The sequence below is a fragment of the Streptomyces sp. NEAU-174 genome (genome assembly GCF_052665095.1).
In genome coordinates, this window is the sequence record NZ_JBQTCE010000008.1 from 88,261 (window position 1) to 100,037 (window position 11,777).

The window sequence follows — 11,777 nt, forward strand, 5'->3', positions numbered from 1 at the left end:
TAGGCGCAGGGGTGTATCCCCATGGTCGAACCTGGGGATACACCCCTCCCACCCTCTGTGCCGCCCTCGGTGCGTCACATCTCTTCGAAGGGCTCCTGGTCCATCATCTCGTCGCCCATGCCCGGCTGACGGCGCTCACGGCCCATCCGCTGGGACTGCCCCTGGGCCTCCGGCCGGTCCTGACGGCCGCGGCGCTGCTCCTGCCCGGGCTCCCGGCGGGAGCGCTCCTCCATGCGCTCACCGGACTGCATGCGCTCACCGGACTGCCTCTGCTGACCGGACTGCGTCTGCTGACCGGACTGCGTCTGCTGACCGCGCCGCGGCTCCTGGCTCCGCCCGCCCTGCTGCTTCCGCTTGGCCTGCTGAGCCTTCTCGTTCGACTGGTCCTTGGGGCCCATGTGTCACTCCTCATCGGATGAATGGCGTCGGGCCCGACAAGAGTTACACGCACTGACTTTCTCCGCATTCCGGACCGGAGGAGTCGAAGAACACGCAGGTCAGGACGGTTGACGGAGCGTTACTGGTGACGCTCCGTGCCCACGGTGCCCGACGACCGCGCCTTCTCGTCCGCCGCGCCGCCCTCGCCCACCAGACCGCCCCGCTCCTCCCGGGTCGCCGCCAGCCGCGGCTCGGCGCGGCGCATCTCGCGCCGCCCCACGGCATGGATGAACGCCGGGAGATAGCCGCGCATCGACTGCATACCGCGCAGCCACCACTGCGCGTACACATGCGCCGACCGGCGCTCTATACCCGCCACCAGCCGCTCGACCGCCGGGCCCAGCGGATAGGTGCGGCCCGCGGGCCAGGGCAGCCGCTGCCGCAGCTCGCGCATCACCTCGTCGCGGTCGGCGCCGCGCACCATATCGGTGTCCGTCCAGCTCAGATAGCCCACGCCGACCCGGACCCCACGGTGGCCCACCTCCGCCCGCAGACTGTGGGCGAACGCCTCGACCCCGGACTTGGACGCGCAGTACGCCGTCATCATGGGCGCGGGCGCGATCGCGGCGAGCGAGGCGATCTGGAGCAGATAGCCGCGGCTCGCGGTCAGCGCGGGCAGGAAGGCACGAGCCGTGGTGGCGCTGCCCAGCAGATTGACCTCGATCACCCGCCGCCAGGCCGTCTCATCGGTGTCGAGGAACGGACCGGCCTGGGCCACACCCGCGTTGGCACAGACGATGTCCACCGCGCCGAACCGCTCCACGACCTCCTCCGCCACCCGTGCCATCGCCTCGGCGTCGGTGACATCGGCGTGCCAGTAGGCGGAGTCGGTGGGCAGCCGCTCCGAGACCCGCTTCAGCTCCTCGGGCTCCAGGCCCACCAGGGCGACCTTCGCGCCGCGTGCGGAGAGCTTGCGGGCGAGCAGCTCGCCGACGCCCCGCGCCGCACCCGTCACCACCGCGACTTGGCCCTCGAGGCCCCTGCGCGCACTCATGCCGTCTGCTCCTTCGCTTCCACTTGGGAATCCTGAGGGGTTGTGAGATCGGTTCCCCGGGAGGTCCCGTACTCCTCGACCAGGCCGCGGATCACCCCGGTGACCGCCTCGGGATCCTCCAGCGGGGTCATATGGCCGAGCCCCGGGAGCTCGGTCAGACCGGTGCAGTGCGGCAGCGCGGCGGCGAGGGCGTGGGCGTGCTCGGTCGGGGTGAGCCGGTCGGCGGTGCCGACGATGACGGCCGTGGGCATGGTCAGCTGGCCGACCCGCGCGTCCAGTTCGAGGGCGGCCAGGACCCGGCCCCATCCGGCGCGTACGACGCGGGGGCAGGCGTGCAGGATCCGCGCGGCCACCTCCACCGTGGCCGGGTCGGCGCCCGGGCCCATCGTGACGTACTGCACCAGCCGCTTGGAGAGCGGCGTGACCGGGCCCAGCGGGGCGCGTGAGCCGAGCAGCAGGCGGTGCACCCGCGCCCGCGCCCGCGGGGAGCGCAGCGGCACCACCCGAGACCGCTCCATCAGCCGTGCGGCGCCGGTGCTGCACAGCACCGCGGCGGCCGCGCGCTCGCGCAACACGGGACGGTCGGCGGCGGCCATCAGTGTCATCGCACCCATGGAGTGGCCCGCCAGCACGGCCCGCCGACCGATCGGAATGACCGCTTCCACCACCGCCACCAGATCGTCGGCCAGGGCCTCGGTGCTGTAGCCGCCGGGCCCCGGGGCCGGGCTGCGGCCATGGCCGCGCTGGTCGTAGAGGATCACCCGATGGTCGGTCGAGAGTGCGCGCACCACCGGCGCCCAGAAGGCCGTGGAGCAGACCCAGCCGTGCGCGAGCACGACGGCCGGGGCGTCCTCGGGCCCGTGCAACTCCGTGTGGATCCGGCTCCCGTCGGCCGAGACCACCGTCAGCTCGCGCTCCGGCACGGGCGGGGCGTACGGCCCCGAGGGCGACGAAGGGGCCCGGCTCACCGCGATCCCCTCCCCGCGCCGGCCGTGGACACCGTGGCCTTGACCGGCCCGGTGCGCGGCCGCACCACCGTGTACTCGGCGAGGTCCACGCGTCGGGTGACCCTCCGCAGCTCGGATGTCGTGCCGGGCCACAGGGTGGTGTTGCGGCCATTGTCGAGGTACCAGCTGTCACAGCCTCCGGTGTTCCACACCGTGCGTGCCATCCTTTCCTGGATCATGTCGGTGTAGGCGCGCACCGCCGACGGCCGGGCGTCCAGCGCGACCTTGCCGCCGAGGGTGTCCAACTGGCGCAGATAGTCGGCCATATAGGCCAGCTGCGCCTCGATGACGAGGATCATCGAGCTGTTCCCGAGGCCGGTGTTGGGCCCGATGATGGTCAGGAAGTTGGGGAAGCCCGCGGGACTGGTGCCGCGCAGGGCCTCCATCCCGCCCTTCCACTCCTCCGCCAGCGTCGTCCCGCGTGCCCCGGTCACCCGCTGGGCTATGGGGACGTCGGTCACATGGAAGCCGGTGCCGAAGATGATCACGTCGGCCTCGGTCTCGGTGCCGTCGGCACCGACCAGAGTGCTGCCGCGCACCTCACTCAACCCCGTCGGGACCACGTCCACATGCGGCTGGGCGAGCGCCGGATAGTAGTCGTTGGAGAGCAGGATGCGCTTGCAGCCGATGCGGTAGTCGGGGGTCAGCGCCGCCCGCAGCCCAGGGTCCTTGATGGCCCGTCGCATATGGGCGCCGGCCAGCCGCTCCACGAACCGCATCTCGCCCGGCCGCTTGGTGAAGGCCCCGGCCTGGAGCTCCCGGATGCCCCACAGCACCCCGCGGCGCAGCGACCGGGTGGCCGGGATCTTCGAGTGCAGCCATCGCTCGAGGCCGCTGATCCGGCGGTCCATCCGCGGCAGCACCCAGGGCGGGGTGCGCTGGAAGAGGGTGAGCCGGCCGACCTCGCGCTGGATGGCGGGGACGATCTGGATGGCCGAGGCGCCGGTGCCGATCATCGCCACGCGCTTGCCGCGCAGATCGGTGGTGTGGTCCCAGCGCGCGGAGTGGAAGACGGCACCGGGGAAGCCGTCGAGCCCCGGAATGTCCGGGATCCGGGGATCGGCGAGCGGACCGGTGGCGCTCACCACGACATCGGCGGTCAGCGAGCCCCGCGCCGTCTCCACCTCCCAGTGCACCGCTTCGGTGTCCCAGCGCAGGGACCGCACCTCGGCGCCGAAGCGCAGGTGCGGCCGCAGCCCGAAGGTGTCGGCGACCCGCTCCAGATAGGCGCGGATATGGGGCTGACCGGAGAAGTTCCGCGGCCAGTCGGGGTTGGGCGCGAAGGAGAAGGAGTACAGATGCGACGGGACATCGCAGGCACAGCCCGGATAGGTGTTGTCCCGCCAGGCGCCGCCGACCGCGTCCGCGCGCTCCAGCACCACGAAGTCCGTGACGCCCGCGCGGCGCAGCCGCACCGCCGCCCCCAGCCCGCCGAATCCGGCCCCGATCACCGCCACCCGTACATGCTCATGCGTCAGCCCAGCCATGCCGCCGCCTTCCACGAACGCGAATACGACCGTGCCAGCAATCACTGGCACGATGGGAGCGTAGGACAGGGATCTACCAAGCGGTAGGGGCTGTGGATAACTTAGTTACCGGCGGTTGCACCCGACCGGCCTCGGCATGGGCTTCGGCATAGGCTTCCCTCGTGGCGACGAGCGAAGCGGACGAGGTACGCGAGTACCGCATGGCGGAACTGGCCGAGAAGGCCGGGATCACCGTGCGCACCCTGCGCTTCTACCGGGAGCGCAAGCTGCTCCCACCGCCGCGCCGCGAGGGCCGGATCGCCTGGTACAACGACCACCATCTGGCCCGGCTGCGGACGATCGCGGCGCTGCTGGAACGCGGCCACACCCTCGGCGGGATCGCCGAGCTGCTCGCCGCCTTCGAAAGCGGCCGCCGGGACGTCGGCGAGCTGCTCGGACTACCCGGCGCCGCCGCCTCCTGGCCCGCCGAGACCCCGGTCCGGCTCAGGCCCGAGGCGCTCGCCGACTACTTCCAGGGCGAGGTCACCCCGGAGAACCTCAGCACCTCCCTCGACCTCGGCTATCTGGCCGTCGACGGCGACGAGATCGTCCACCTCAGCCGCCGCCTGCTGGACGTCTCACACACCCTGGTCGAACAGGGCGTCCCGCTGGCCGCCGTGCTCGGCGCGGCGCGCGAGGTGCGTGAGCATGTGGACGCGATCGCCGAGACCTTCGTCACACTGCTGCGCGCCCATGTGCTGGCGGACGCCGTGGAGCGCGGCGAGGACGTCGGCGAGACCGTGGAACGGCTGCGGCCACTGGCCACCAGCGTGGTGGACGCCGAGCTGACGATGGCCATGAACCGCCGGATGCGGGCGGAGCTGGGCGAGGCACCGCCCGGGGGGCACGCCGGGGACCAGTGAGCCCGGGAGGTACGGGTCAGGGGGCCCGGGACGTACCAGTCAGTGAGCCTGAAGGAGCCGCGAACCTCAGTGAGCCGGTCCGTAGGCCACCGTCACCGGGGCGTGGTCGCTCCACCGCTGGTCGTAGGCGGCGGCCCGCTCCACGACCGCCTTGACCGCGCGCCCGGCGAGCCCCGGGGTGGCGATCTGGTAGTCGATGCGCCAGCCCGCGTCGTTGTCGAAGGCCCGGCCGCGGTAGGACCACCACGAGTAGGGTCCGGCGACGTCCGGGTGCAGGGCGCGCACCACGTCCACGTACGCCGCCTCCTCGAAGACCCTGCCCAGCCAGGCGCGCTCCTCCGGCAGAAAGCCGGACTTCTTCTGGTTGGCCTTCCAGTTCTTGAGGTCGGCCTCCTGGTGGGCGATGTTCCAGTCGCCGCACACCAGCGCCTCACGCCCACCGGCCGCCGCGCGCTCGCGCAGCTCCTTCAGATACGGAAGGAACTCCGCCATGAAGCGCTCCTTCTCGTCCTGGCGGTCCGTGCCGACCTCGCCCGAGGGGAGGTACAGGCTGCCGACGGTCACGCCCGGCAGATCGACCTCCATATAGCGGCCGCTGCCGTCGAACTCGGACGATCCGAAGCCGACCCGGACGCCCTCCAGCTCGCGCCGGGCGTACACCGACACCCCGGCCCGGCCCTTGGCCGCCGCCGGGGCGTGCACCACATGCCAGCCATCGGGTTCGCGGACCGCCTCGGGCAGCTCCTTGGGCTCGGCGCGCACCTCCTGGAGGCACACCACATCGGCCGCGGTGCCGTCCAGCCAGGGGATGAAGCCCTTCTTGGCGGCGGCGCGCAGCCCGTTCACATTCACGGTCGTCACGGTGAGCACGCCCGGCACGATACGCGAGAAAAACAACGGCCCCTCCCCCCGCGTGGAAGTACGATCCGCCGCATGGACGTTCGAGTCATTCGCTACGATCACCCCGACGCCCGCAAACTCGACGCGGAAGTGCAGGTGGAGTACGCCGAGCGCTACGGCGAGGGCGATCTGACGCATATGGACGCGGCCCACTTCGACCCGCCGCACGGCCTCTACCTCATCGTGTACGACACGGACGGCACCCCGGTCGCGAGCGGCGGCTGGCGCAGCCAGGAGCGGAACGAGGAGGGCTACGAGGACGGGGACGCCGAGATCAAGCGGATGTTCGTGGTGCGCTCGGCGCGCGGGCGGGGGCTGGCCCGGCGGATCCTCGCGGCGCTGGAGGACAGCGCGCGGGAGGCGGGGCGGGTGCGGATGGTCCTGGAGACCGGCACCGAACAGCCCGAGGCCATCGCGCTGTACACCTCGTCCGGCTACACGCCGGTGACTAAGTTCGGGGTCTACCGCTTCGAGGAGAGCAGCCGCTGCTACGCCAAGCTCCTTACGGACGCCACGGGTGGGGCGGACGCGACGGGCACGACGGACCTCACGGATGGGCTCACGGGCGCGCACCCGTAAGCCCTCCCGTAAGCCCATGACGAGGGGGCCCGCTCCAAACGCGGAGCGGGCCCCTCGTACCTCTGCGCCCCGGTCAGCCCCGACCGGCGAACTTCTTGCTGATGGCCTCGAACACGCCCTTGGCCTCGGCCCCCAGATGCGGCCCGGCGAGCCAGGTGTGTCCGTACGAGCCGATCGAACTGTTGGACACCAGCACCGTCTTACCGCCGTGGTTGACGAACCAGCCACCGCCCGAGGTCCCGCCGGTCATCGAGCAGCCAATCCGGTACATCGTCGGCGAGGTGGGCGAGAACGACAGCCGGCCCGGCCTGCTGGTGCAGTTGAACATCTTCGCCCCGTCGTACGGCGGGGCCTGCGGGTAGCCGTACGCGCCGATCGAGCTCACCTGGTCGGCCGACGGCGCCCCGAACCACACCGGCACCGAGGCCCCGACCGTCTCCTGCAACGACTTGCCGCCGCCGTTCTCGGGCTTCAGATGCAGCACCGCGAAGTCGTACGCCGATCCCACTCCGCCGGTCTTACCGCCGTTCGCGATCCACTCGGACGAGGTCTGCGACCAGTCCGCCCACCACACGCCGTAGGGGCTGACCTCGTTCTGCGCCGCCGACTGGGTCTGCTCGGCCGGCAGTCCGTTGTCGTTGTACGAGGGCACGAACACGATGTTGCGCATCCAGCCGCCCTGCTTGCCGGAGTGCACACAGTGGCCCGCGGTCCACACCAGGTTGGACTTCCCCGGGTGGGCCGGGTCGTCGATGACCGTCCCGGAGCACACCATCGGCCCCTCGGGGCTGTCGAAGAACACCTTCCCGACCGGCGCCATGTTCTGGTGGTACGGCCGCGAAACCTGCTTGGCCGGCACGGCGGGCGGCTCGGGGTCGGTGGCCGCCTGGTCCTGGCCGGCGCTCTGCGTGGAGACGGTGTGCGACGAGTCCTTCGCCTTGGCCATCCTGGACGGCTGCCAGAAGTTCTTGATGATCGGATTGGCGAATTCCGATGCCTTGCGGGCCCACTTATCCCAGTCCTTCCAGCCGCCCTCCTTCCACTTCTTCAGGTCGTCCAGACTCGTCGGGACGCCATCGGGCAGCTTGATCCCGTCCTTGGCCTGCTGCCCGGTGGACGCGGCCGAGGAGTTCGACGAGGAAGCCGCCTCGTCGTCACCGGGCCCGCAGGCCGAAGCGGAGACCACCAGCAGCGCGGTCATGGCCGCGGCCGCCACGGTGGAACGGCGTATGAGTGGCATGGAGCCTTATCCCCCTGTTGTGGTGCAGTTGTTGCGCTGTGATCTGTTGTGCCGCCCTCTGCCCTACGGCGCTTTCACGCCATGGAGCCACAGGACCGGGCACCTACTATGCCCGTGCCCCTGGCCTGCGCCATCACCTGTCCCCCGGCCCGCACCAAACACGAACGCGGTAAGCACGATTCCATGACATCGCACCCTCCCCCGCGCCTCCCGAACGCTCAGGGAGAGGCCAGCAAGCATCGCCATCGTCACCTGAGCGGCCCCCTGTAGCTTGACCGCCCACGGCCGTATCGCGCCAGGTACTCATTCCCCCTAGGTACCCGAGCGGATCAAGCGGAGTGGCGACGGGGAGAGACCTCCTTGAGGCTTGATCGCATACGAACACGGGCCTCCTGTTGCCAGGGGTCTGCTCCGCGGCGCTTCCGAAGGAGGACACACGATGGCCGCTTCCGGGAGTTCCCGACGTTCGGAGAGCGATGTCGCCGGATTCACGGCCTCGCCGCAGCTCGCCCAGGCGTTGCAGCAGATCGTGGTGGACCTCGTCGAACTGCATCTCCAGGGCAAGCAGGCCCACTGGAACGTGGTCGGCCACAACTTCCGCGACCTCCACCTTCAACTGGATCAGATCGTGGACGACGCCCGCGAGTCGGCCGACACCATCGCCGAACGCATGCGCGCCCTGTCCGCCATCCCGGACGGCCGCTCCGAGACCGTGGCAGCGACCACCACACTCCCCGCGTTCCCGCCGGGCGAGGCGAGCGTAAGCACCGTCGTCGACCTCACCACCGCCCGCCTGCGCGCCACCGCCGACACCCTCCGCACCCTCCACGACCAGGTCGACACCGAGGACCCCTCCACGGCCGACCTGCTGCACGCGATCATCGACTCCCTGGAGAAACACGCCTGGATGGTCAACGCGGAAAACCGCTCCACCTGATCCCCACCACACGGGCACCGGACACCAAAAAGCCCCCGCCGAATTTCCCCGGCGGGGGCTTTGAGCTGCGGTGGACCTGAGGGGATTTGAACCCCTGACCCCCTCGATGCGAACTACGCGCGGGGCGGTCGCTGAGGTCTGCTGGGCTGGTCAGCCGGTCGGCTGGGGCCGGTGTCGATCGACGGTGGTTGCAGTGGTTGCGGTACTTCCCTGCTGTACAGCACTCGCTGACCTCCGCCTTACAAGTTCGTCACGCTGATGTGGTGATCAGCCCGTCGGCGCCGCGCCCCAGCCCGCCCGGTGCGCGGGCGAGTCTCGCGATACGGCGGTGTGCACCCCTATTGCCGTCAACGACTGCCGTCAGTCCACTGGCTCAGGCAGCCGATTGGTGGCGAACCCACTGCCCTGCTGGGCGGTGGTTCGCAGTGAGTGGTTGGGGGCTGCGTGTGCCCTTGTTGATGTCAGCGGACAGATCCCCTCGTGCTATCAGCAGAGTCCGTCGATACGAGCGACCTTCATCGCTATACCGTTCACAGCATGCTGTGTCACCTCTGCGACGGGGCCCAATCCCGACATGGTGACAAGCACTTTCTCCGACTCGTATTGGCGAATCACCTTCATAACTTCTCTTTGATAGAACTCGTACCGACTGCGGACGACCAGCGCCGAATCGTCATTGCGAAGAATCAAAGTCCCGCCGCACGAGTCGCATATGCCATATCGCCTTGGCGGGAGGAACTGAACGTGAAAAACGTGAGTAGGGTCATTGGAGCAGGCTCGACGACCCTCGTAGCGCAATAGCCCCTCCTCCTCCGGGATATCAACGAGAAGAGCTACATCTATCCTCTCACCTCTTTCTTCAAGCCACTGCGTAAACAAGTCGACCTGCGCAAGGGTGTGAGGAAAGCCGTGGAGGAGGAAACCGCGACTGGCGTCCGCGTTCGACAACCGCTCAAGCATCATTGGAGCTATGATTCCATCCGGCACAATGCTATTCGATTCTATATGCGCCTTGGCGGTTAAGCCGTTCGCGGTTTCGCGTCTCAAATTATCTCGGAACACATCTCCGAGATGCACCCTAGGTACATCGAATTCTTCCGCAAGGAAAAAACTCTGGGTCCCTTTTCCGCTCCCCGGGGGGCCTACCATAGCAATGCGCAATGAGCTTCGCTGGCGTAGTCGCTGCCGGAGTGCAGCTCTCCCAGCACCAAGAAGAATCTGTAACTCTTCTTGGTGCATTTTCGCTACAGTTTGCGTGTTCTTCAGGACCGTTTGCGCTTCTGCTCTCAGGCGGGCGGCCTCTGCTTCAGCCTCACCAATCAATTGCGCCGCGTAGGTTTTTGCGTCCGCTAAAATAGCTTCATTTTCCGTGCGGGTCTCTGCCAACTTTCGAGTCGAGGATTCCTGAAAGGTGAACGGTTCGCCGTCCGTGGGTTGGGTATCGCTTTCCTGGGAGGCGGCGCCCTGGTTTACAGGTCGGCGACCACGCCGTTGCATTTTCCCTGCCTTGCGCTGAAGTCGCTTTACATTGCGCCACCGCTCATTCCACTGCTGCAAGATGTTAACGTCGTTAGAAGTAAGCTGCCGAACTAGTTCGGCAGTGAAGTCGAGCGACGGGAGCCGCTTCCCATTCAGCGCTTCCGAGATGGCAGACACCGAAAGAGACACTCTGCCCGCTGCCCGCGCGCCCGCCTCGACTTGCCGCAATGGAGGTGCACCGCAGTCCACATGGAGTCCAACGAGCGCCTCGGCAAAGTCGGCCAACGCTCGCCTGTAGGCATCATCGTCGCCGATTGTCGCTAGTTCCGGACGTTCTTCAGCAGGCATGAGTCCCCCCATCGGTACAAGCATGCTCAGCATAAGCAAAGCAGCACCGAACGGCGACGGAATCGACCGAACAGGCCCGGACGCTACCCGCACCGTGATCAGCGCGTGGTCATGTTCGGCAGGCAGGTGAGCTTGTTCAGTACTCAATGGGTGCGTCCGTTGTCTTGCGGATCCGTTCGCCTGCCTGGCGCATCCGTGGTGTGTACCGCTCTGATGGAGTCATCAACAGGGCGCCGCCTTGGAGCGCCCAGGACCAGGACTGCCCCCAACGAGAGGAAGACGTGTGACCAACAACGAAGAGATCTCGCCCGCATGGAGTGTGACCGTGGGGCGTAAGGGACTGGAGGTTCGCGGAGGCCGACACGTGCACGTATCTCTGTCGCCAGGATTGCTTGCTTGGGTCATCGGTGTGGTCGGCACGATGGCTTCAAATCATGTGTGGGCGAGCCTCATGGGCTAAGTCGCACCTTGCTGAACGCCACCATATCCAAGCCTTGCTCCAGGACGCCCCGCTCCACCTCGATGCCGGCCTGTTTCAGCACCACCGTGCCCCTCCCCGTGTGAAGTGTGAATTGCTCGCCGCAGCGGGGAGCGAGCCGAAGACGGCACGGCGGTGATGAGTTGGCAGTCCTGCCACCACCACGACTGGCCCCCGTCGTGCCGACAGGCACTGATAGACGCGAAGGTGTCCCGTGTCCTGAGTGGGCAACCGGCCCGCGCCCAGACCCATTAAGAACAGGCTTTGGGCCATCAGCCTCCAGTCCGTCACTACCCACTGGGAACTAACCGCCATCCCGTGTACGAGTCGACCGGTGTCACCGTTTCGACGCATTCAGCAAGCGGGAACTTGGGAGTCCTGCTTGACTTCCTCTATGGACATGATCTCCTTAATTTCGATGCTGGCCGCCGTAGCTGCGACTCTCATCTCAACAGCAGTCTGGCAGACAACGCAGAGATTGGAAAAACGCAACCTATTTCTGCAACTGAACGAGCGATTAATGCAGCCGCGCCTCCAGGAGGGCCGCACGCTCCTGCGTGAACTAATCATCGACAAGACGGCGGCCGACAATCTCTATTCAAGCAATGACAGACGAGATCACTGGCTGATCTCGGAATCTATCGCCATGTTCGACCTTCTGGGTCTATACGTAGAACGCAAATACGTGGACGAGAAGTTGGTGCTCGAAGAGTGGGGAAGTCAAATCGCTTTGACATACAAGCGTCACGGAAAGCCCTTCCTTGAGTCGCGCGCCGCATACTTGGGATGGACCCCATATCCGCATTATGAAAAACTCGGAGAATTGGCATTGCTTGATGAACGTAGAAGGGGGCGGAACGCGGAGACCGGGGAATAGTAGTTCACCAGGGGCAAGGTGCTCGTTGATGCTGCTTAGGGCAGGCGTCCCGGCGCGGGTACCACTCGCTTACTGACCTGTTGTGCCATGGAGTCGATGGGCCGCGCCTGA

At 67.6% G+C, this 11,777-nt stretch carries 11 protein-coding genes; 4 read left to right on the forward strand and 7 right to left on the reverse strand.

Annotated elements, in window-relative coordinates:
* Positions 1-74: 74 nt before the first annotated feature.
* From ACT2CW_RS23640 to ACT2CW_RS23655, 4 genes are all read right to left on the reverse strand, one after another.
* Complete coding sequence (locus tag ACT2CW_RS23640) at positions 75-398, reverse strand: hypothetical protein (protein WP_438491751.1); 324 nt, start codon at positions 396-398, stop codon at positions 75-77.
* A 119-nt stretch (positions 399-517) separates the two neighbouring features.
* On the reverse strand, positions 518-1,432 hold the full coding sequence (locus ACT2CW_RS23645; RefSeq protein ID WP_445518182.1) for an SDR family oxidoreductase: 915 nt from the start codon (positions 1,430-1,432) through the stop codon (positions 518-520).
* A complete protein-coding gene (locus tag ACT2CW_RS23650; protein WP_445518183.1) occupies positions 1,429-2,400 on the reverse strand; it encodes an alpha/beta fold hydrolase in 972 nt (323 codons plus the stop codon). Before ACT2CW_RS23650 ends, ACT2CW_RS23645 begins: the two co-directional genes overlap by 4 nt.
* Entirely contained in the window at positions 2,397-3,926 is a 1,530-nt protein-coding gene (locus tag ACT2CW_RS23655) for a flavin-containing monooxygenase (RefSeq protein WP_445518408.1), read from the reverse strand. The genes ACT2CW_RS23650 and ACT2CW_RS23655 overlap by 4 nt, the downstream gene beginning before the upstream one ends.
* Positions 3,927-4,087: 161 nt before the next feature.
* Here ACT2CW_RS23655 and ACT2CW_RS23660 point away from each other — a divergent pair, with 161 nt between their 5' ends.
* Positions 4,088-4,828 carry a MerR family transcriptional regulator gene (locus tag ACT2CW_RS23660; protein WP_445518184.1) on the forward strand — a complete coding sequence of 247 codons (741 nt, stop codon included), beginning with the start codon at positions 4,088-4,090 and terminating at the stop codon, positions 4,826-4,828.
* A 66-nt stretch (positions 4,829-4,894) separates the two neighbouring features.
* Here the strand turns inward: ACT2CW_RS23660 and ACT2CW_RS23665 are convergent, their stop codons facing one another.
* Complete coding sequence (locus ACT2CW_RS23665; RefSeq protein WP_445518185.1) at positions 4,895-5,698, reverse strand: exodeoxyribonuclease III; 804 nt, start codon at positions 5,696-5,698, stop codon at positions 4,895-4,897.
* Positions 5,699-5,761: 63 nt separating this feature from the next.
* Between ACT2CW_RS23665 and ACT2CW_RS23670 the strand changes: the two genes are divergently transcribed.
* Entirely contained in the window at positions 5,762-6,307 is a 546-nt protein-coding gene (locus ACT2CW_RS23670; RefSeq protein WP_445518186.1) for a GNAT family N-acetyltransferase, read from the forward strand.
* Positions 6,308-6,380: 73 nt separating this feature from the next.
* On the opposite strand, the gene ACT2CW_RS23675 is transcribed toward ACT2CW_RS23670, so the two are convergent.
* The gene (locus tag ACT2CW_RS23675; RefSeq protein ID WP_414084763.1) at positions 6,381-7,547 is read right to left on the reverse strand and encodes a trypsin-like serine peptidase; all 1,167 of its coding nucleotides are present in this window, start codon (positions 7,545-7,547) and stop codon (positions 6,381-6,383) included.
* A gap of 439 nt (positions 7,548-7,986) precedes the next feature.
* On the opposite strand from ACT2CW_RS23675, the gene ACT2CW_RS23680 reads away from it, so the two are divergent.
* Positions 7,987-8,484 carry a Dps family protein gene (locus tag ACT2CW_RS23680; RefSeq protein WP_445518187.1) on the forward strand — a complete coding sequence of 166 codons (498 nt, stop codon included), beginning with the start codon at positions 7,987-7,989 and terminating at the stop codon, positions 8,482-8,484.
* A 486-nt stretch (positions 8,485-8,970) separates the two neighbouring features.
* On the opposite strand, the gene ACT2CW_RS23685 is transcribed toward ACT2CW_RS23680, so the two are convergent.
* On the reverse strand, positions 8,971-10,311 hold the full coding sequence (locus tag ACT2CW_RS23685) for an adenylate kinase family protein (protein ID WP_445518188.1): 1,341 nt from the start codon (positions 10,309-10,311) through the stop codon (positions 8,971-8,973).
* A gap of 872 nt (positions 10,312-11,183) precedes the next feature.
* Between ACT2CW_RS23685 and ACT2CW_RS23690 the strand changes: the two genes are divergently transcribed.
* Positions 11,184-11,666: a hypothetical protein gene (locus tag ACT2CW_RS23690; protein ID WP_445518189.1), complete on the forward strand. Its 483-nt coding sequence runs from the start codon at positions 11,184-11,186 to the stop codon at positions 11,664-11,666.
* Positions 11,667-11,777 lie beyond the last annotated feature (111 nt).

Bases quoted from the DNA above. Each gene is read 5' to 3' on its own strand.
- ACT2CW_RS23645 (WP_445518182.1), bottom strand. From the start codon at position 1,432: ATGAGTGCGCGCAGGGGCCTCGAGGGCCAAGTCGCGGTGGTGACGGGT.
- ACT2CW_RS23655 (WP_445518408.1), bottom strand. From the start codon at position 3,926: ATGGCTGGGCTGACGCATGAGCATGTACGGGTGGCGGTGATCGGGGCC.
- ACT2CW_RS23690 (WP_445518189.1), top strand. From the start codon at position 11,184: ATGGACATGATCTCCTTAATTTCGATGCTGGCCGCCGTAGCTGCGACT.
- ACT2CW_RS23675 (WP_414084763.1), bottom strand. From the start codon at position 7,547: ATGCCACTCATACGCCGTTCCACCGTGGCGGCCGCGGCCATGACCGCG.
- ACT2CW_RS23640 (WP_438491751.1), bottom strand. From the start codon at position 398: ATGGGCCCCAAGGACCAGTCGAACGAGAAGGCTCAGCAGGCCAAGCGG.
- ACT2CW_RS23680 (WP_445518187.1), top strand. From the start codon at position 7,987: ATGGCCGCTTCCGGGAGTTCCCGACGTTCGGAGAGCGATGTCGCCGGA.
- ACT2CW_RS23670 (WP_445518186.1), top strand. From the start codon at position 5,762: ATGGACGTTCGAGTCATTCGCTACGATCACCCCGACGCCCGCAAACTC.
- ACT2CW_RS23685 (WP_445518188.1), bottom strand. From the start codon at position 10,311: ATGCCTGCTGAAGAACGTCCGGAACTAGCGACAATCGGCGACGATGAT.